This is a genomic window from Aminobacter anthyllidis (assembly GCF_018555685.1).
Taxonomy (GTDB): Bacteria; Pseudomonadota; Alphaproteobacteria; order Rhizobiales; family Rhizobiaceae; genus Aminobacter; species Aminobacter anthyllidis.
On the sequence record NZ_JAFLWW010000003.1, the window covers coordinates 89857 to 108997 of the forward strand.

Sequence of the window (19141 nt, forward strand, 5' to 3'; positions counted from 1 at the left end):
GGGAACTTATCAAATGGGAGGAAGAGCAATGAGACTTTCACGCAGGACGTTCGTGGAAGGAGTGGCGGCGCTGTCCATCGCCGTGTCCATTCCGGCGACGGGATATGCCGAAGACTTCAAGATGGGCCTTCTCGTGCCCGGCAGCGTTTCGGAAGAGGGATGGAACCGCATCGGCTTCAATGCGCTGAAGGGCGTCGAAGGGCAGCTCGGCGCCAAGATCAGCTATGTCGAGCTGCAGCAGAACCCGGCGTCCTTCGAAAAGGCGTTTCGCGACTATGCCAGCCAGGGCTACAAGGTCATCCTTGGCCACGGCTTCGAATTCCAGGACGCCGCACTCGAAGTGGCACTCGATTATCCGGACACCTATTTCCTGATCTCCTCGAGCGCCATCCACGAAGGCAATGTCATCGGCCTCAACACCGATACCAGCCAGCCCTTCTACCTGATGGGCGTGATAGCAGCGAAGATGGGCCGCAAGGCCGGCCTTGTCGGTGGCATGGAAATCCCGCCGATCCAGCAGGCCTTCGCCGGCTTCAAGAACGGCGCAAAGAGCGTCAATCCGGACTTCCCGATCAGCGAGGCCTATATCGGCAATTTCACCGATACGACAGCCGCCAAGGAAGCAGCCCTCAGCATGATTTCGCAGGGTGCCGATTTCGTGGTGCCAAATGCCTCGGGCGCCACCGTCGGCGGCTACCAGGCAATCTCGGAATCCGGGCCGAACGTGCGCTCGTTCTCGATCTTCAGCGATTTCACCCAGGTCGCGCCGAACAACATTCTCGGCCTCTACGTGGCCGACTATGCGCAGGGCGTGGTGGAGGTCGTGCGCTCGATCAAGGACGGCAGCCCGCCTAAGGAAAACGTGATCTTCGGCCTCAAGGATCCGAAGGTCATGTCCTTCACCTTCCGCGATGACGGCCCGGTCTCGGTGCCGGAAGACATCCGCTCCGAGGTCAAGGCGATCAGCGACAAGATCGCTGCCGGCGAGATCAAGACCGGTTCCGAGTAGCCGGCATGCGCTGCGGCCGGCCCATCCGGCCGCAGCGCCTGTTGCACGCCACACCAACATCCGGAGCGATCCATGGAACAGGTAAACCAGGGAGTGCGTGAGAACGTGTATCCTCAAGCAGCCCAAGCCCTCTACCGGACGCTCTCGCAAGCTGCGATCAGCGCCGTGACCCCGATCGCGGCGGTCCTCGTTGCGCTCGCCTTCGGCGCGACCCTCCTGTGGCTGAACGGCTTCGACGGGACCGACGTGGTCACGGTGATGATCTTCGGCTCCTTCCAAGACACGCGCTCGGTAGCCGAAATCCTCCTGAAGGCGACGCCGCTCATTCTCATTGGCGCCGGCCTCTGTGTCGCCTTCCGGTGCAGCATCTGGAACATCGGCGCCGAGGGGCAGCTCTATGTCGGCGCAATCGCCGCCACCTTCGTCGGCACCAGCATCGACGGCCTTTCCGTCTGGGTGCATGCGCCGCTGGTCATGCTGGCGGGCGCCCTGGCGGGCGCTGCCTGGGCAGGCATTGCCGGCTATCTCAAGGTTCGCTTCCAGGCAAGCGAGATCGTGACGACGATCATGCTCAACTACATCGCCATCATCCTGACGAGCTATCTCGTCACCGGGCCGATGAAGGACGCGAGCGCCGCCTATCCGCAATCGGCCCGCCTCGTGCGGGAAGCCTGGACGCCGCGCATCGTCTCGGACATGCGGCTCCATATCGGCATCCTCGTGGCCGTGGTGCTGGCGGTGGCACTCTATATCTTCCTGCAACGGAGCAGCCGCGGCTTTGCGCTGCGCGTCGTCGGCCTCAATCCGCATGCGGCGCGTTATGCCGGCATGGATGTAAGACGCAACGTGATGATCGCCATCTGCATCAGCGGTGCTCTGGCAGGGCTTGCCGGTGCCTTCGAAGTGGCGGGCGTCACGCACCGGCTCTACCAGAACATCTCGCCGGGCTACGGCTTCGAGGGCATCGCCGTCGCACTGCTTGCCAACAACAATCCGCTTGCGGCGATCATCTCGGGCGGGCTTTTCGCGACACTCCGGTCCGGGTCGGAAGTGCTCCAAATCACCTCGCAGGTGCCGCAGGTCCTCGTGCTCGTCATACAGGGCATGGTGATCCTGTCGGTCGTCGCCTTCGCGAAGTTCCGCGACAAATTCAGGTTCGTGGCTTGAAAGAATGGAAACTCCCGCAAAGCACATGTCAGCTTTCGGGAAAACAAAGACTTAGGCGACATTCCTGAAGGGTCTATTCAATGGACGACATGATGTTTCTCACCTTCCTCGCGACGCTCGTGGGCGCCGCCTGGAGGCTTGCCACGCCGCTGATCTTCGCCTCGATCGGCGAGGTCTTCTCTGAGCGCGCCGGCGTTCTCAACATCGGGCTGGAAGGCACCATGCTCGTCGGCGCCTTCTGCGGTTTCGCCACGGCATTCGCGACCGGCAGCATCCTGCTCGGGCTTCTTGCCGGGGTCGGCGGCGGCATGCTTTTCGGGCTCGTCTTCGCCTTCTTCACGATCACCATCAAGGCGGACCAGATCGTGGTGGGCGCGGCGCTGAACTTGCTCGGCATGGGCCTCACGGCCTTCCTGTTCCGCACCTACTATGTCTCGACCGGCAAGGGCATCGAGATCGCACAGCCGATCCATATCCCGTGGCTAAGCGACCTGCCCTTCCTCGGCGAAGCCTTCTTCAAGCAGAACCTCATCGTCTACTCGACGATCCTGGTCGCCATTCTCGCCACGCTCGTCCTCTACCGCACGTCCTTTGGACTAACATTGCGTGCGGTCGGCGAGCATCCCAAGGCCGTGGATGTCGCCGGCCGCAACGTCGCAGGCTATCGCTACGCCGCCGTGCTGGTCGGCACGGGGCTTGCGGGGCTCGGCGGGGCGTTCCTGACGCTCGGCCATTCCAACCAGTTCGTTGAAGGTATCACGTCGGGCCGCGGCTTCATCGCGCTCGCTGTGGTGGTCTTCGCCCGCTGGTCGCCGATGGGGGCCTTCTTTGTCTCGCTGCTCTTCGGCCTCTTCTATGCCTTGCAGCTGATGCTCCAGGCCCAAGCGTCCATCGTCGTGCCCTACCAGCTCCTGCAGGCCCTACCCTACATCATGACCATCATCACGCTGGTCGTGGTCCGCGGCAAGGGTGCAGCACCGAGCAAGCTCGGCCAGCCTTACGAGATGAGGTAATCGACATGTCCGCAAAACCTTTCCTGCGCATCGACAACATCCGCAAGCGCTTCGGCCCCATCGTCGCCAGCGACGGCGTGTCTTTGGAAATCGAAGAGGGCGAGATCCACGCACTGCTCGGTGAGAACGGCGCCGGCAAGAGCGTGCTGATGAGCATGATCTGCGGCATGGTGCGGCCCGACGAGGGCGAGATCATCTACCGGGGCCAGTCCGTCCGCTTCAACAGTCCGCGCGAGGCGATCCGCCAGCGCATCGGCATGGTGCATCAGCACTTCATGCTCGTGCCCAACCTCACCGTCGCGGAGAACTACATCCTCGGCCAGGGATCGGCGCTCAAGGTCATCAATGACATGGACAAGGTCGATGCGAAGATCCGCGAATTGAGCGACCGCTATGCGCTCGACGTGCGCCCCGACGCAATCATCGAGGACCTGTCGGTCGGCGAACAGCAGCGCGTGGAAATCCTGAAGGTCCTGTTCCACGGCATCGACCTGCTCATCCTCGACGAACCGACCGCGGTGCTGACGCCGCAGGAAACCGACCGGCTGCTGGCGCTGATGGGCGACCTCGTCAAGGATGGCAAGACCGTCGTCTTCATCTCGCACAAGTTGGACGAAGTGATGCGCGTCAGCAACCGCATCAGCGTCATGCGTGACGGGCGCGTGGTGCACACCGTCAATGTCGGCGAGACGGATGCGCGCGGCCTTGCCCGCATGATGGTGGGGCGCGATGTCGGCATGGAGCTTCCCCGAAGCCCTTCCGCTCCAGGCCCGCTCGTGCTGTCGGTGGACAACCTCACCTGCCGTGGCGAGACCGGGCTTCCGGCCGTGCGTGGCGTAAGCCTCGATGTGCGGGCCGGCGAGATCGTCGGCATTGCCGGCGTTTCCGGCAACGGCCAGACCGAACTCTCGCTGGCGCTCTCCGGCCTGCTGCCGGTCGATACCGGCCGTGTCGTGCTGAACGGCAAGGATATTACCGGGCTGGGGCCTGCCCGCATCAATGCCAGCGGCTTTTCCCACATCCCGGAAGACCGGCACAAGCACGGCATCGTCATGTCGCTCTCGCTCGGCGAGAACACTATCCTACAGCGCTACGACCAACCGCCCTTTGCCGCCCGCGGCATGCTGAACCGGCGCGCGATCGGCGAACATACCCGCGACCTCATCAAGCGTTTCCGCATCAAATCCCGCGACGAGAACCAGCGCATCGGCGACCTTTCCGGCGGCAACCAGCAGAAGCTGGTGGTCGCGCGCGAACTCGCGCGCAATCCGGATTTCATCCTCGTCAACCAGCTTGCCCGGGGCATCGATATCGGCGCCATGGAATTCGTCATGGAAGAGATGCTGAAGCAGCGCGACAGCGGCAAGGCGATCCTGCTGATTTCTACGGAGCTGGAAGAACTCTTCGCCATCTGCGACCGCATCCTCGTCATGTGCCACGGCGAAATCCTCGGCGAACTGCCGCCGGAACGCACCCGTCTCGACGAGTTGGGGCTGCTCATGGCGGGCAAGAGGGCGGATGTAGTACAACCACCCCTTGCCAGCTAGACAAGAGGGCCCACGACGGACCATCTACATAGCCGGCTGGTCCCGAAACGTGGATTGCTCGATATGAACATAACGCTGCGGCAACTCAAGGCTTTCATAGCGGTGGCCGAATTCGGACAGTTCAATCTTGCCGCCCGAAGCCTCCACCTCACCCAGTCGGCCGTCAGCATAGTCATTCGAGATCTAGAAACGGAGATCGGCGTACGCCTGTTTGACCGCCACACCCGCATGGTTTCGCTCACCCTCGTGGGCCAGGAGTTCCTGCCGCAGGCCCGCAAGATACTGAAAGACCTGGACCTTGCGGTTGGCGACATGCGCGACAACGCCTCGTTGAAGCGCGGCCAGGTGACGATCGCTGCCGCAATCGTGCTTGCTGCCACCATTGTGCCGCCTATCATCGCAGCGTTCGTGAGCATGCATCCCGAAATCCTGGTCAGCATCCGCGACATGCCGGAAGAGGCAATCAGCCCGGCGCTCAAGCGCAACGAGGTCGATATCGCCATCGGCACGCTCTCGGAAGACGACCCCGAAATCACCGCTACGCCTCTCATGCGCGACAAGCTCATGCTGGTCTGCCGGGAAGACCATCGTTTCGCCAGGCAAAAATCCGTGCGCTGGGCCGAGCTGAAGGATGAGACTCTCATTACGCTCGCGGCCGCGAATCCGCTTCGGAGCATTGTCGAGCACAACCTCATCCGTGTTGTGCCCAATTTTCAGCCAAAATACGAAGTGCGCTTCTCGACCACCGCCATCAGCATGATCTCCGCCGGCATGGGCGTGGCCGTCTTGCCGGAGAATTCCAGCCAACTGGCGTCAGCGGTGCGCGTAACCACCGTGGATCTCGTCGACCCGACCGTAATGCGCAATGTCTCCCTGTTGCAACGGCGCCATCACAGCCTGTCACCGGCAGCAGAACATTTGAAAGCGGCCTTCGTGGTGGCGATGCAAACTGAAAATGCCGGCGCAAGCACGGTCGGTAGCACTTAGGTGCGCGCTCCAACCACCGTCATACGGCTTCTCAATGAGCTTGCGGCTGGCCTGGACCTGTCAGCACGCATTGAACATGACGAGTTCACGGCTTCTTAGCGCGCTGACAGTCTCTTCGGCGATACCTTCGGGCGGCTGATTTACGGGAAACCATCGCGCCTCATCCAATTGACCGGAGGCTGTCACGCCCAGCTCTCCGGAAATTATTGAAACAGCATAGGTGATCGAAAGTACGTGGTGGCCAGCAACGTCATCTAACTGGTCATTGATGAACACAGCCGAGACGGGCCATGCGAGGATTCCCAGATCGTCATGAAGGCATCGCACAATCGACATGGCACAATTTTCTCCACGCCGTATCTGGCGACCCGGCATCTGCCATAGGCAATCAGCGGAATTCTTGGACCGGACCAGCAGGATGCTGCCACGCTCATTCCTGATGAGCGCGCGAGCGGTTAGTTCGACGCGATTTGACAAAGACGCCTCCACCCCTTGCGGACAGGCACCGTGGATGCTGCCGTTTGCTCCTGGAATGGAAACGCTCTTCATCGGTTCGCCTTTCACACGACTGGCTGGCACTCCAGGCCGAGCAGAACAGGGAGCCGGCGACGCCAGGGAGCGTTGTGGAACCCCCTGAATACGCCGCCGGCCTACGCCGGGCTTTGGGAACACGCAGGGCAAGCTGGGAGGCTTGAGGCCCGCGAAAAGCCCGGACGTATCGTTAGTCGACCACCGCGCTTGTGATGTGTTCGCTTGCGTGCATGGGGTCGAAGCTCTTGTTGATGTCTTTGGGCGCAAGCGTGCGGGTGATCATCGGGTCGGTCTGGACCTTGCACTTCATGTCGAGCAATCTTGCCCGCGCAAGGTCAGCGACCACCGAAAGGGCAAGCGAGTTTGCGTCTGTCGCCTTGTCGAAGATGCCGATTGGTGCCTTGATCCGGGCCAGCGTGGTCTCGCCGTGACCGCGTTTGCGCAAGGCCTCACAACGTTTCGCGTGGGTACGACGGCTTCCCAGAGCGCCAATGTAGAAGGCGGATGAGGCGAGCGCGGCGTCGAGCAGCGGCAATTCGCGGTCGATGTCATGGAACAGGAGCACGACCGCGGTGTCAGCGTCCAGTTGGTCCTGCGACAGGGTTTGGCCCCGCTCGACCTTGACGACGTCGTAGCCGGATACTTCCGCCACACGCGCCACCGCGCCAGCCTCCAGGGGCGTGCCGGCGAGAAGCATGCGCTGCCTTGGGCGGTAGGCGCGCACAAATTCCTCCCCTTCCCAGCCACTCACGCCCTCGCCCGGTTCGAACAAAAGAGCCTGCCTGCCAGGATGGTACCGGAGGCGCGCGGGTGCGCGGCGGTGCAGCGCGGCAAGCACATGACGGAGCGCGGTGGCATCCCTCAGGACGTGGATAGCCAGCGTGATGCCGCCGCCACAGGGCAGCACGATGTCGAAGAAAGGCGAGCCTTCGCCGAGGCGCAGCTTGCGGTCGATGCCTTTCTGGAGGGCGACTACGGCATCAGCGGCGACGGCCGCTTCGGTGCAGCCGCCGGAGACGAAACCGCAGTAGAGGCCGTCGTCGCGCACCGCCATCTGCGCGCCGATGGCGCGGGCAGCACCGCCGCGGATGTCAACGAGCGTGACGAGGGCGACGGCGTGGCCCCGCTCGATCGCATCAGCGGCGAAGGCCAGGATGTCGATCGCATCGTCCGATAGGAAGGCGGCGCTGGGTTCTGGCGCGAGTGTTTTCGGCGACGTGGCAATGCGGGTGGCCATATCATTCCCCTCCCTGCGTTCCCTGCCAGCGGCGCACCATGCCAGGGTCGAGATCGAAGAGGTCGAGCACCCGGCCGACGGTGTGGTCGACCATTTCCTCAAGGCTTTGCGGCTTGGCGTAAAAGGCCGGAACGGGCGGATAGATGATGCCGCCCATTTCGGTGACCTGCGCCATGTTCCTGATGTGGCCGAGATGGAGCGGCGTCTCGCGAAGCATCAAAACGAGGCGGCGGCGTTCCTTCAGCACGACGTCGGCGGCGCGGGAAAGCAGATTGTCGGTCGTTCCAGTCGCAATTTCCGCCATGGTCTTCACCGAACAGGGAGCGACGATCATGCCGAGCGTCTTGTAGGAGCCGGAAGAGCAGACGGCACCGATATCCTTGTTGGAATGGGTGACCGTCGCCAGCGCCTCAAGATCCTGCTTGGTGAAATCGGCCTCGGCAGTGAGCGTGATGCAGGCGGCGCGCGACATGATCAGATCCGTCTCGATTTCGAGGTCGCGCAGCACCTCGAGGATGCGCTTGCCGTAGATGACCCCGGAAGCCCCCGAAATGCCGACGATCATCCGTCTTGGCCGCGTCGTCATGACCTATCCCACCGATTTGAGGAGTGCGGCGGCGCGGGCCGAGGCCTCGTCGCTGATGCGGGCACGAACGCCATGGAAGTTCGGGCCGCGTGTCGCGTCGAGGCCCATGCGCGAGGTCGTGCCAATGCCGCTCGCCGAAGGGTCGAGCGCATTGCCCGGCAGGCCCTCGATGATGACGACATCCTTGTGCGGCTGGAAATGGGTGGCGAGCGCCCAGAGGACTTCACTGTCCTTGGTGATATCAACGTCAGCGTCCACCACCACGACATTCTTCAGGTACTGGTCCCAGCCAAGCAGGCCCAGCATGACCTGCCGCGCCTCGCCCTCGCGCGACTGGTTCATCGCGATATAGGCGTGGAAATGAGTGCCGGACGACGGGTAGTGCACGGCGGTAATGGAAGGAAAACGCGCCTTCAGCTTTTCCACCACCTCTGCCTCGCGCGGTACGCGGCCGAGATTGAGATGCTCGGCCGAATTGCCTCCGGCGACGGAAACGAGGATCGGATCACGCCGGCGCATGATGGTTTCGACGGAGAAGAGGTTGTTGGTCGAGCGGTCGGATGAATAGCCGGTGAACTCGCCGAACGGCCCCTCCTCCACATGGGCCTCGGGGTCCAGCACGCCTTCCAGCACGATCTCGGCATGGGCGGGAACGCGAATGCCATATTTCGGCGAGCGCACAACCTGCAGCGGCTCACCCATAAGGCCGCCGGCGACATCGCGCTCGTCCTCGCCGAAGGCAAGACGGGCGGAGGCGGCGATCATGAACAGCGGATGGCCGCCGATCACCATGGCGACCGGCATCGGCTCGCCCTTCTCCTTTGCCATGTTCATCAGGCGCCAGAGATGGCCGCGCGAATGCAGCGAGGTCGCGAGCGAATTCTTCGAATGGATCATTGCGCGGTGATAGCTGAGATTGCCGGCGCCGGTTTCAGGGTGCTCGCCGATGATGATGCCTGATGTGATGTATTTGGCGCGGTCGGTGTCGAAGTGCTTCAGCATCGGCAAATTGTGGAGATCGACGTCATCGCCGGAGATGATCTCTTCCGTGATCGGACCGCTATCCATGACCTCCGGCGCGAACGGCCGGTTGGAGCGGGCCTGGTAGGCCTCATGCAGCTTGTCGGCGGTCGAGCCGAGCAGACGGGCGATGCGGTCACGCGAGGCAAAGATGTTGCAGACGACCTCACTTTCGATGCCGTTGACATGCTTGAGATGCAGCATCGGATGCTGGCCCTTGTCTGCAAGATTCCAGATCAGCGCGGTTGCGTCCTGATCGTCCGAGACCGGCCCGTCGATGGTGATGACGTCCTCGGGATGCTGGTCCCGATAGTCGGCGAGGAAACGGCGGACGTCTTGCTTGTGATGCTGGGTCATGTCTCGGCCTCGATGCTGCGGGTGGAGAGCGGCGCCCCGGAGGGCGCCGCCCTAATCAATCACGCGAACTCCAGATGCTTGCCGGTGGCGCGGTCGATGCCAGCGTAGGAATCCTTGAGGCGTGCCTGGGCGTCCTTCACGTCGCGCGGCGGCGGCGACGGGTCGATGCCGACGAGCTTGGCGATGTTGTTGCCGAGATAGCCTTCCAGATCGTCCTCGGAGAGGTTGATGCCGTGCGGCGGGTCCTTGCAGAGCACTTCCAGTTCGCGTAGCCACATGCCCGGATCGTTCGGCGGGCTGTCCGTGCCGAAGACGATCTTGTTCTTCGGCAGCTGCTGGGCGAACTCCACGATGCGCGACTGGAAGCACCAGCCGGATTCGCAGTAGACGTTCGGCGTATCCATCGCCATCCAGAAGGATTCGAACGAGTAGTTGCCGCCCGTCTGGATGCCGAAATGGCCGATGATGAAGTTGACCATCGGGAACTCGCGGATGATCGGGTAGAACATCGTCGGGATCGTGTATGGGCCGTCGCCGGTGTGGATGAGCACGACCACGCCGAGTTCGGCGCACTTCTTCATTGCCGGACGCAGCCAGTCGAGCGCACGGTCGGGACGATAGCCGTGCATGTTGGCGTGCAGCTTCAGCATCTTGAAGCCGTATTCCTTGACGTGGAATTCCAGCTCCGCCGCGCCGTTTTCAGGGCCCCAGCGCGGGTTGTAGTTGAAGTTGCCGATGAAGCGGTCCGGGTATGTCTGGCACAGCTCGGCGCAATAGGCCATGTAGTCGCGAATGCCGTCGCGGCCCTTGCGGTTGCCGTCGCGGTAGCCGGTATTACCCGGCGGCGGCTGGATGAAGCCCATGTCGATCCGGCGCGGCTTGCCGTTGATCATGTAGGGGCCGTCCATCAGCTTCAGCATGCGCTCGCCGGTGAAAGGCGTTCCGGTATGGCGCCATGCCTCGTCGACGAGGTTGGTCGGGTGAAGATGGGTATCGATGATCATGATTCACTCCGTTCAATTTTACGCGGCGAGCGCGACGCCGTGCTGGCGCAGATACGCTTCGGCTTCCTCGACGCTCGCCGGCGCCTTGGTTGGCTCGAGGCCGATCATGCGGGCGGTGTTGTTGCCGAGGTAATCCTCCAGCGTATCCTCATCGAGGTTGAGGCCCTGGGGCGGCTCGTGGCAGAGGACTTCCAGGAGATTGATCCACATGCCCGGCTCGTTTGGCGGCGTATCTGAGCCGAACAGGATCTTGTGCTTGGGCAGGACCTTGGCGAATTCGACGATGCGCGACTGCAGGCACCAGCCGGATTCGACGTAGACACTCGGTGTATCCAAGGCCATCTGCATCGGCTCGAACACGTAGACGCCGCCGGTCTGCACGCCGAAATGCGCGAGGATGAAGTTCACTTCCGGGAACTCGCGGATGATCGGGTAGAACTCGGTCGGGATCGAGTACGGACCGTCGCCGGTATGCACCTTCACCATCAGGCCGAGCTCGGCGCATTTCTTCATGGCCGGACGCAGCCAGTCGAGCGCGCGGTCGGGACGGTAGGCGTGCATGTTCGCCTGCAGCTGCACCATCTTGAAATCGAACTCCTTGGCGTAGCGTTCGATCTCTTCGGCGCCGTTCTGCGTGCCGTAGCGCGGGTTGTAGACGAAGCATCCGAGGAAGCGGTCGGGGTGCTCGGTCACCATCTTTTCCGTATAGGCCATGTACTGGCGGATGGCGGCCTTGCCTTCCAGGTCCATGACTTCGTGGGTGTAGATGGTGTTGCCCTGCGGCGGCTGGATGAAGGCCTTGTCGATGCGGCGCGGCTTGCCGTTCACATAGTACGGGCCGTCCATCATCTTCAAAAGCTTGTCGCCGGTGAACGGTGGTCCGTCGTGGCGCCAAGCCAGGTCCACCAGATCGGTGGGGTAGCAGCTTAGATCAATGATCATCCTTGTTCTCCTGTCGTAGAGGGTCCGGTCGATGCGGGGCCGCGCGACGAACGCCATCCCGGCGAAAAGCCGGCATGGCTGCGCGATCTCAGGAAATGCCGATGACAGGGAAGGATAGTCGGTGCGGATGCCGCAGCGCGGCTGCAACCGACAGGTGTTCCTTTCGCAGTGAGCATCGACATCGCGGCCTCATCGTCCAACAGACGGTGAGCAATTGTCGGCGCTTCTACTCGCCTTTGAAGAAACCATGAGGCCGACTCTTTGTCAACGGGCAAATCCATCTAAGCTATTCTTTTTAAAGTGTTTTTACCGAGAATAGCAGCCAATCGCCCGCGCTGGATATGGCGCGAACGTCTTAGGCAGAGGACTTGAACAGGCGTACTAGGACGAGAGAAGCACCGCTAAGCGGCCAGGCATGCGCGCAAGTTCCTGTCTATGCCGTCACGGTCGAGATTGCGGCCGATGAAGACGAACTTCGACTTCCGCGTGTCCTCGCCCCAGCTGTGGTCCGGGCGGAAATCGACCAGCTTGTGCACCGCCTGGAGCACGAAGAAGCGCTCGTCATTGGCCACCGAAACAATGCCCTTGGTGCGGAAGATGTCGTCGCCGCGCTCGCCTAGATAATCCTTCAGGAAGGTGGCGAGCTTCTCGCCGTCGAAGGAGTGCGGGTAGACGAAGGAGTGGGACTTCACCGTCGCGTCGTGGCTGTGCGGGCGCAGGACCGATGCGTGGCCGTGATCATGATCCGGATGGTCGCAGGCCGCATCGTGGCATTCGTCGTGGCCATGCGCGTCGTGGTCATCGTCCATGTCGATGTCGAGTATTTCCGCCCGCTCGCGCACGTAGGACGGACGGAAGCCATTGACGCCGAGGATGTTGGAAAGATCGACCACACCGTAACTGCAACGCAGAATGGGTGCTGTCTGGTTGAGCTTGCGCAGCGACGCCTCCAGCGAGCCGAGCGCCTCTTCGCCGGCAAGGTCAATCTTGTTGACGATGATGCGGTCGGCCGCGACGATCTGGTTGACCGCCTGGTTGTCGCTGCCGTCAAGCACCGGATCGTAGAGGTGCTGATCGATATGCATGGCATCCACCAGGGTCACGATGGCATCCAGTTCGACCTCGTCGGCAACGCTGCGGTCGACGAAGAAGGCTGTGGCGACGGGGGTTGGGTCCGCCAACCCCGAAGTCTCGACGATGATGTGGTCGAACTTGTCCTTGTGGCTCAACAGCTTCTTCATCACGTCGATGAGGTCGTTGCGCACGTCGACGAAGCAGCAGATGCAGCCGTTCTGCATCTGGAAGATTTCTTCGTCGGAGGCGAGCACCAGGTCGCTGTCGACGTCGACTTCGCCAAACTCGTTCTCGATCACCGCGATGCGGTGGCCGTGGCGTTCGGTGAGGATGTAGTTGAGCAGCGTCGTCTTTCCCGATCCCAGGAACCCGGTAAGGATCGTTATCGGGAGCTTCTGGCTCGCAGGTTCGATATGCGTGTTCATGCGCCCTTCTCCCTCAAGGCCTTCAGGATGTCTTCCGGAGTGATCGGATAGTGGTGGAACCGAACGCCAATGGCGTCGTGGATGGCATTGGCGATGGCTGGGCCGATGGCAATGATCGGGTCTTCGCCAACACCCTTGGCGCCCCAGGGACCGCCCGGATCGGGTGCTGCTTCGAGGATGATCGTCTCGATGTCCGGCATGTCCATGGAGAGCGGCATCTTGTAATCGACGAGGCCGGCGTTGAGCGACCGCCCGGTCTTCTTGTCGATGATGTAGTCTTCGGTCAGCGTGTGGCCGATGCCTTGCTGGATGCCGCCCTCGATCTGGCCCTGCGCCGCGATCGGGTGGATGACCCGGCCGACATCGTGCACCGGTATGACGCGCTTGACCTCGACGATGCCGGTTTCCGTATCGACATGCACCTCAGCGAAATGCGCGGCGAAGGAATAGGACTTCGTCGGCTCGTAGGTGCCGTTCGCGACGATGTTGGCGGCGGGAATGCCGCGGGACGGCCCCATGGCTTCCGCGACCGTCATGAAGCGGCCCGGCTCGGCCTTGACGAAGATATTGCCTTCGGAAAGGTCGATCTCCCCAGGCTTGACCTGCAGCTTCATCGCAGCCCGTTCGAGAACGGACGCCCGTACCTTGGTGGCGGCCATCTTGGCGGCCGTGCCGACAAGATAGGTCGTGTGGCTGGCAAAGGCGCCGATGTCCCAAGGCACCACGTCCGTATCGCCATGGATCGTGCCGACATCCTCGAAGCGCACGCCGAGTTCTTCGGCAACGATCTGCGCCAGCGCGGTATGCGCGCCGGTGCCGAGGCCGGCGGCACCCGTGAGCAGCGTCACCGTGCCATCCTCGTTGACCTTCACCGTGGCGTTGCCCTGTTCCTTGATGCCGGGATAGGCGGAAGAACCGTGCATTTCGCAGCCGATGCCCCAGCCGGTACGGATGTGGGGGCGCTTGGGGTCCGGCGTACGGTCGCGATTGCGCAGTGACTTCCAATCGAGCACATCCATGCCGTGCTGGAGGCAGATTTCCAGGCCGTGGCCGAGAATGGGATGGCCCGATGGGGCGATATCGCCGGCGCGTACTACGTTCTTCAGCTTCAGCTCCGCCGGGTCCATGCCAATCCGCTCGGCCGCCTCGTCCATCTGGATGTCGAGCGCATAATAGCTCTGCACCACCCCATAGCCGCGGAAAGCGCCGTTGATCGGCGTGTTGGTGTAGACGCAGCGCCCTTCCAGTCGCACGTTCTCGCAGCGATAGAGCGAGGTGGCAGCCGTCGTGCCGACGATGGTGACGCCCGGACCATGCGAGCCATAGGCGCCAGAATCGTAGACCAGCTTCATGTCACGCGCGACGAGCGTGCCGTCGTTTTTGAAACCCTGCTTCAGCCAGATCTTGCACGGGTGGCGCGAGCGGCCGGCGACGAAGGTCTCGTGGCGGGTGAACTCCATCTTCACCGGCCGGCGCGTTTCTTTCGCAAGCAGCGCGCAGAGGAATTCGTGCTGGAACAGATCCTGCTTGGCCCCAAAGCCCCCGCCCATATGGTCGACGAGCACGCGGACCTTGGTCAGCGGCAGGCCGAGCACTTCGGCAAGGATGCCGCGCACCATGAAAGAGGTCTGGGTAGAGGTCCAAAAGGTCAGCTTGTTGGAGCCGTCCCAGTCCGCGATACAGACATTCGGCTCCATATAGGCCGGATGCGGCCGCCCCCCGGAGAAGGTGCCTTCGAGCACGAAATCCGCCTGGGCAAATGCAGCGTCCACGTCGCCACGATTGACGCGCACCGGATCGAGCACCAGGTTGCCGCCCGGCCCGACCTCATGGATCAGCGGCGCACCCGGCTGGGCGGCATCTTCCGGCTCAAAAACGGCCGGCAGGGGCTCGTATTCGACCTCGATCAGGTCAAGCGCCTCATCGGCGATCTCCTCGCTGATGGCGGCGACGGCGGCGACGCCCTCGCCCCAGAACCGTACCCTGTCGTCGAGGATATACTGGTCCTTGGTGCAGGAGGCCGAGCGCGGATGCGGCGAACCGTAGTGCAGCACGCGCGGCACGTTCTCATGCGTCAGCACCGCCTTGACGCCAGGATAGGCGAGCGCCTTGCTGACATCGATGCTCTTGATGCGGGCATGCGCGATTGCCGCGCGCTTGATCTTGCCGTGCAGCATGCCGGGCAGCTTGACGTCGCCGGTATATTCGGCCTCGCCCGTCACCTTTTCCAGCACGTCGTCGCGGCGAACGCTCTTGCCGACGATCTTGAAATCGCGCTGTTCAATAGGGGTCGTCACGTTCATGATCTTGCAGCCTCCATCTCGATCGCGGCGGCTTTGATCGCGTCGAAAATCTTGGTGTAGCCGGTGCAGCGGCAGATATTGCCGCTAAGGCCGAAGCGGATGTCCTCGTCGCTCGGGCGCGGATTGTCGTCGAGCAGCTTCTTGGCCATCATCAGGATGCCCGGCGTGCAGAAGCCGCATTGCGAGGCGCCGTGGCGCATGAAGGCATCCTGCAACGGATGCAGCGTATCGACGCCAGGCTGTAGCCCCTCGATCGTCTCGACCGTGCGGCCTTCGGCCTCCACCGCAAGCATCAGACAGGCATTGACCGGCTCGCCATCGACGATGACCGTGCAGGCACCGCAATCGCCGACATCGCAGCCCTTCTTGGTGCCGGTGAGGCCGACATCGTCGCGCAGCGCATCGAGCAGCGAGCGGCAGCTGTCCACCGTCATGTCGCGCGGCTCGCCATTGATGGTGAGTTCGACGATGCGTTTCATGCGAAAGCCTCCAATGCCTGTTTGATGGCGCGGCCCGTGAGCACGCCGACCATGTCGCGGCGGTATTCGGCACTGGCGCGCACGTTGCTGATCGGCGTGCACTCTTCCATCGCCTTGTCGGCGGCGTTTTTGACAATTGCCGCGTCGAGCGAAGTGCCGCGCAGCATGGCTTCGGCTTCTGGCGCGCGCAGCACGGTTGCTCCGACCGCGCCGAGCGCGATGCGGATGTCGTTGCAGAGGCCATCTTCCATGGTGAGGCTGACAGCGACGCCGACGGTGGAGAGTTCCATCGCCTTGCGGCGGCCGTGCTTGAGATAGGCCTTGCCGGCGTTGTCACCGGCGGGCGGCACGGTGATGCCGGTGACGATCTCGCCCTTGGCCAGCACCGTCTTGCCGGGGCCGGTGAAGAATTCGGCAAGCGGCACGACACGCATGTTGGTGCGGCTGTAGATGTGGATGAACGCGCCATCGGCAATCAGCGGTGGGATCGTATCGGCCGACGGCGAGGCACGACAGACATTGCCCACCACTGTCGCACGGTTGCGCACCTGGATGGAGCCGAGCGAGGCGAAGGCCGCGCGCAGGTTCGGGTAGCGCTGGCGCACCAGCGGCAGGTTTTCCAGTCGTCCAACGGTCACTAGCGCGCCGAACGTCAGGCCGCGTGTTTCGTCATAGGTGATGTCGGACAGGCCCCGGATCTGCTTGATGTCGACGACGTTGCGCACCCGGCGCAGCCGTTCTCGGATTTCGACCAGAAGGTCCGTACCACCGTTGAACAGAAAGGTGTCGTCACCGAGATCGACGAGAAGGCGGGAGGCCTGCTCCAGCGTGTCCGCCCGATGGTATTCAAAGCGCCTCATGGCATTCCTCTTGGATTCTGGCCGCTTGGCCTCTTGGGCTGCGCGGCTCGGGGCTCCGGCGGCGCGAAGGCCGCCGGACTCATGTTTGTGCTGTTCAGGCGAGGTCAGCAGCCGGCGTATGGTTCTGCAGCTCGCTGTCCTCACGCTCTTTCGCGGGCACGCCGTTGAAGAGGATGTTGAGGAGTGCTGCCGCAAACGTGCCGACGAGCACGCCACTGTGCAGGAACTTTTCGACTGCGGCCGGAAGCTGGGCGAAGATGTTGTCGGCGACGACCGGCACCATGGCGAGGCCGACGCTGACCGCAACGATGTAGAGATTGCGACGGTTGGCGACGAAATCCACCTTCGCCAGGATCTTCACACCCGTCGCCGAGACCATGCCGAACATGACGATGGCGGCACCGCCGACGACGTAGCTCGGGATCGACGCGCTGATGAAGGCCACCTTCGGCAGCGAACCGAGCAGGATCAGGATGACGCCGCCCGCCGCGACCACGAAGCGACTCAAGACGCCGGTGATCTGGAGCAGGCCGACATTCTGCGCATAGGTGGTGTAGGTGAAGGTGTTGAGCAGGCCGCCAATGATGTTGCCCACGCCGTCGGTCCTCAGGCCGCGGGTAAGTTCGGCCTGGCTGATCTTGCGCCCGGCCATGTCGCCGACCGCCAGGAATTGCCCGGTCGATTCGATCATCATGACGGTCATCACCGCACAGAGAGACAGGATCGACCAGAACTCGAAGACCGGCCAGCCGAAGGCGAGCGGGTGGATGATGCGCACCCAGCCGGCGTCCGCAACGCCATGGAAATCAACCTTGCCGGATGCGATCGCGATGGCAAAGCCGACGCCGATGCCTATCAGTACCGCAAGGTTGGACAAGAAGCCCTTGAGAACCCGTGTGAGCAGCAGGATCGACAGCAGCACGATGGCCGCGACGGCAAGCGCGAAGGGTGCGCCAAAAGCGGGATTCGGGATCATGCCTTCCGGCCCCCGGATCATCGGCTGGCCGCCGGCGGCCCAGTTCACGCCGACGCGCATCAACGAAAGGCCGATGACCAGCATGACCGTGCCGGTGACAACAGGCGGGAAGAACCGCACCCAGCGCCCGAAAAAGGGCGCGGCGATGACAGTGAAGACACCAGAGCCGATGACCGCGCCAATGACGCCAGGCATGCCTAGGTCCGGATTGGTGCCCGTCGCGATGATCGAGGGAACGGCGGTGAACGAGATGCCCATCATGATCGGCAGCCGGATGCCGACGTGGCGGCCGAAGCCAAGCGCCTGGATGATGGTGACGATGCCGCAACAAAACAGATCCGCGCTGACCAGCATCGCGATCTGATCCTTGGGCAAATGCAGCGCGCTCCCGACGATGAGCGGCACGGCGACAGCGCCGGCATACATGACGAGAACGTGCTGCAGGCCTAGAGCGAAAAGGCTCGGGATCGGATACTTCTTCTCGACGGGATCCGTCGTATCAAGATTGGACATTCGCTATCCTCCCAGCGAATAGTGTTCCGGCGCGGTGGGGGCATCTTGGCCTCATGTTTTGTCACCGCACGCCGTACAAGAGGGATCATGCGGCTGGCCAACTCAGCAAACAATCGGCACAATCATATTTATTCATCTAGTAACTGAATGAATGGATCGGCATGGACATCACGCTGAAACAGCTTCGCGCCTTCGTCACCGTGGCCAATCTCGGGCAGTTCACGCTGGCCGCCGACAAGCTCGGCTCGTCGCAATCGGCCGTCAGCACGCTGGTGCGGCAGCTCGAGCAAAATCTCAATCTTCGTCTCTTCGACCGGCACACCCGCCTGCTGCGCCTTACCCAGGCGGGCATGGACATCCTGCCGGTCGCAGCCCGCGCCGTTGCCGATATCGAGGGCATGGTGGAGGGCTCGCGGGAACTGAATGCGCTGCGGCGCGGCAAAGTCACGATAGCCGCCGGCACGGTTCAGGCTGCCCTGATGCTGCCGCAGCTCGTCAACGCCTTCACCAAGCTCTACCGCGAGATCACGGTCGAGCTGCACGATGTCGCGGAGAAAACCGTGCTGGAGCAGGTCGCCAACGGTTTGGTGGACCTTGGACTAGGCACGGTGCCGGAAGACGATTCGGAACTCGTCGGTACGCGGCTCTCCACCGATGAGTTCTTGGTGGTGCTCCATGCCGATGACCCGCTGGTGAAACGTCCCGAACTGCGCTGGACCGACCTTGCCGACTGCAAGTTGATCGGCCCGCAGCGCGGCAACCCGATCCGCGACCGGCTGGAAAACGAACTGGCGCGCAACGGCATCGTTCTGCCGCTCGACAAGTCGATGCAAGAAGTGGCGCTGCCGCTGACCATCATCGGCATGGTTGAAGGCGGCCTCGGCGTCGCGATCATGACCTCGGCCGTCACGCGCCTTGCAACCTCCATGGGCCTCGTCGTTCGTACCCCGACCGAGCCGCACATCAAGCGCGAGGTCAGCCTGATCCAGAAACGGACCCGTTCCCTTTCGCCTGCCGCACGGTGCTTCCGCGATTTTCTGCTGAAGTCGGTTCATTGACCCGCGACTAGCGCCATCTGACGTTGCGTCCACGGCCGTCTCTTATAGCCGGG

General features: G+C 62.7%; 17 protein-coding genes. 6 read left to right on the forward strand and 11 right to left on the reverse strand.

The annotated features are described in order from the left end of the window. The first annotated feature begins 28 nt into the window (after positions 1–28). The 5 genes from J1C56_RS10055 to J1C56_RS10075 all read left to right on the forward strand — a co-directional run bounded on the left by J1C56_RS10055 (position 29) and on the right by J1C56_RS10075 (position 5723). Positions 29–1009, forward strand: a complete 981-nt coding sequence (locus J1C56_RS10055) for a BMP family protein (protein ID WP_214388571.1) — start codon at positions 29–31, stop codon at positions 1007–1009. 72 nt (positions 1010–1081) lie between these two features. Beyond that, positions 1082–2176 carry an ABC transporter permease gene (locus J1C56_RS10060; protein WP_214388573.1) on the forward strand — a complete coding sequence of 365 codons (1095 nt, stop codon included), beginning with the start codon at positions 1082–1084 and terminating at the stop codon, positions 2174–2176. 80 nt (positions 2177–2256) lie between these two features. Next, positions 2257–3189: an ABC transporter permease gene (locus tag J1C56_RS10065; protein ID WP_214388575.1), complete on the forward strand. Its 933-nt coding sequence runs from the start codon at positions 2257–2259 to the stop codon at positions 3187–3189. Positions 3190–3194: 5 nt separating this feature from the next. Continuing rightward, positions 3195–4736 carry an ABC transporter ATP-binding protein gene (locus tag J1C56_RS10070; protein WP_214388577.1) on the forward strand — a complete coding sequence of 514 codons (1542 nt, stop codon included), beginning with the start codon at positions 3195–3197 and terminating at the stop codon, positions 4734–4736. A gap of 63 nt (positions 4737–4799) precedes the next feature. Beyond that, a complete protein-coding gene (locus J1C56_RS10075) occupies positions 4800–5723 on the forward strand; it encodes a LysR family transcriptional regulator (RefSeq protein WP_214388579.1) in 924 nt (307 codons plus the stop codon). Positions 5724–5783: 60 nt separating this feature from the next. Here J1C56_RS10075 and J1C56_RS10080 read toward each other — a convergent pair whose 3' ends face one another. From J1C56_RS10080 to J1C56_RS10130, 11 genes are all read right to left on the reverse strand, one after another. Continuing rightward, on the reverse strand, positions 5784–6272 hold the full coding sequence (locus J1C56_RS10080) for an NUDIX domain-containing protein (RefSeq protein ID WP_214388581.1): 489 nt from the start codon (positions 6270–6272) through the stop codon (positions 5784–5786). A gap of 172 nt (positions 6273–6444) precedes the next feature. Beyond that, positions 6445–7491: an XdhC family protein gene (locus J1C56_RS10085; protein WP_214388583.1), complete on the reverse strand. Its 1047-nt coding sequence runs from the start codon at positions 7489–7491 to the stop codon at positions 6445–6447. Position 7492: 1 nt separating this feature from the next. Continuing rightward, complete coding sequence (locus tag J1C56_RS10090; RefSeq protein WP_214388586.1) at positions 7493–8077, reverse strand: UbiX family flavin prenyltransferase; 585 nt, start codon at positions 8075–8077, stop codon at positions 7493–7495. Between the two features lie 3 nt (positions 8078–8080). Next, positions 8081–9454, reverse strand: a complete 1374-nt coding sequence (locus J1C56_RS10095) for a UbiD family decarboxylase (protein ID WP_214388588.1) — start codon at positions 9452–9454, stop codon at positions 8081–8083. Between the two features lie 59 nt (positions 9455–9513). Further along, positions 9514–10458 (reverse strand): amidohydrolase family protein, encoded by a 945-nt coding sequence (locus tag J1C56_RS10100; RefSeq protein WP_214388590.1) that lies wholly within the window; start codon positions 10456–10458, stop codon positions 9514–9516. A gap of 18 nt (positions 10459–10476) precedes the next feature. Beyond that, positions 10477–11400, reverse strand: a complete 924-nt coding sequence (locus J1C56_RS10105; protein WP_184771647.1) for an amidohydrolase family protein — start codon at positions 11398–11400, stop codon at positions 10477–10479. A gap of 401 nt (positions 11401–11801) precedes the next feature. Next, the gene (locus tag J1C56_RS10110; protein ID WP_214388591.1) at positions 11802–12899 is read right to left on the reverse strand and encodes a CobW family GTP-binding protein; all 1098 of its coding nucleotides are present in this window, start codon (positions 12897–12899) and stop codon (positions 11802–11804) included. After that, on the reverse strand, positions 12896–15202 hold the full coding sequence (locus J1C56_RS10115; protein ID WP_214388593.1) for a xanthine dehydrogenase family protein molybdopterin-binding subunit: 2307 nt from the start codon (positions 15200–15202) through the stop codon (positions 12896–12898). The genes J1C56_RS10110 and J1C56_RS10115 overlap by 4 nt, the downstream gene beginning before the upstream one ends. Next, the gene (locus J1C56_RS10120) at positions 15199–15681 is read right to left on the reverse strand and encodes a (2Fe-2S)-binding protein (protein WP_214388595.1); all 483 of its coding nucleotides are present in this window, start codon (positions 15679–15681) and stop codon (positions 15199–15201) included. Before J1C56_RS10120 ends, J1C56_RS10115 begins: the two co-directional genes overlap by 4 nt. Then, positions 15678–16541 (reverse strand): FAD binding domain-containing protein, encoded by an 864-nt coding sequence (locus J1C56_RS10125; protein ID WP_214388597.1) that lies wholly within the window; start codon positions 16539–16541, stop codon positions 15678–15680. The genes J1C56_RS10120 and J1C56_RS10125 overlap by 4 nt, the downstream gene beginning before the upstream one ends. 94 nt (positions 16542–16635) lie before the next feature. Beyond that, complete coding sequence (locus J1C56_RS10130; RefSeq protein ID WP_214388599.1) at positions 16636–18030, reverse strand: nucleobase:cation symporter-2 family protein; 1395 nt, start codon at positions 18028–18030, stop codon at positions 16636–16638. 161 nt (positions 18031–18191) lie between these two features. Here J1C56_RS10130 and J1C56_RS10135 point away from each other — a divergent pair, with 161 nt between their 5' ends. After that, complete coding sequence (locus tag J1C56_RS10135) at positions 18192–19088, forward strand: LysR family transcriptional regulator (protein ID WP_214388601.1); 897 nt, start codon at positions 18192–18194, stop codon at positions 19086–19088. The last annotated feature ends 53 nt before the right edge of the window (positions 19089–19141 follow it).

What these genes read in the sequence shown, in the direction of transcription:
- J1C56_RS10130 (WP_214388599.1), bottom strand. Translation starts at nt 18,030, where the DNA reads ATGTCCAATCTTGATACGACGGATCCCGTCGAGAAGAAGTATCCGATC.
- J1C56_RS10085 (WP_214388583.1), bottom strand. Translation starts at nt 7,491, where the DNA reads ATGGCCACCCGCATTGCCACGTCGCCGAAAACACTCGCGCCAGAACCC.
- J1C56_RS10110 (WP_214388591.1), bottom strand. Translation starts at nt 12,899, where the DNA reads ATGAACACGCATATCGAACCTGCGAGCCAGAAGCTCCCGATAACGATC.
- J1C56_RS10100 (WP_214388590.1), bottom strand. Translation starts at nt 10,458, where the DNA reads ATGATCATCGATACCCATCTTCACCCGACCAACCTCGTCGACGAGGCA.
- J1C56_RS10135 (WP_214388601.1), top strand. Translation starts at nt 18,192, where the DNA reads ATGGACATCACGCTGAAACAGCTTCGCGCCTTCGTCACCGTGGCCAAT.
- J1C56_RS10125 (WP_214388597.1), bottom strand. Translation starts at nt 16,541, where the DNA reads ATGAGGCGCTTTGAATACCATCGGGCGGACACGCTGGAGCAGGCCTCC.
- J1C56_RS10095 (WP_214388588.1), bottom strand. Translation starts at nt 9,454, where the DNA reads ATGACCCAGCATCACAAGCAAGACGTCCGCCGTTTCCTCGCCGACTAT.
- J1C56_RS10090 (WP_214388586.1), bottom strand. Translation starts at nt 8,077, where the DNA reads ATGACGACGCGGCCAAGACGGATGATCGTCGGCATTTCGGGGGCTTCC.
- J1C56_RS10105 (WP_184771647.1), bottom strand. Translation starts at nt 11,400, where the DNA reads ATGATCATTGATCTAAGCTGCTACCCCACCGATCTGGTGGACCTGGCT.
- J1C56_RS10070 (WP_214388577.1), top strand. Translation starts at nt 3,195, where the DNA reads ATGTCCGCAAAACCTTTCCTGCGCATCGACAACATCCGCAAGCGCTTC.
- J1C56_RS10055 (WP_214388571.1), top strand. Translation starts at nt 29, where the DNA reads ATGAGACTTTCACGCAGGACGTTCGTGGAAGGAGTGGCGGCGCTGTCC.
- J1C56_RS10080 (WP_214388581.1), bottom strand. Translation starts at nt 6,272, where the DNA reads ATGAAGAGCGTTTCCATTCCAGGAGCAAACGGCAGCATCCACGGTGCC.
- J1C56_RS10075 (WP_214388579.1), top strand. Translation starts at nt 4,800, where the DNA reads ATGAACATAACGCTGCGGCAACTCAAGGCTTTCATAGCGGTGGCCGAA.
- J1C56_RS10115 (WP_214388593.1), bottom strand. Translation starts at nt 15,202, where the DNA reads ATGAACGTGACGACCCCTATTGAACAGCGCGATTTCAAGATCGTCGGC.
- J1C56_RS10065 (WP_214388575.1), top strand. Translation starts at nt 2,257, where the DNA reads ATGGACGACATGATGTTTCTCACCTTCCTCGCGACGCTCGTGGGCGCC.
- J1C56_RS10120 (WP_214388595.1), bottom strand. Translation starts at nt 15,681, where the DNA reads ATGAAACGCATCGTCGAACTCACCATCAATGGCGAGCCGCGCGACATG.
- J1C56_RS10060 (WP_214388573.1), top strand. Translation starts at nt 1,082, where the DNA reads ATGGAACAGGTAAACCAGGGAGTGCGTGAGAACGTGTATCCTCAAGCA.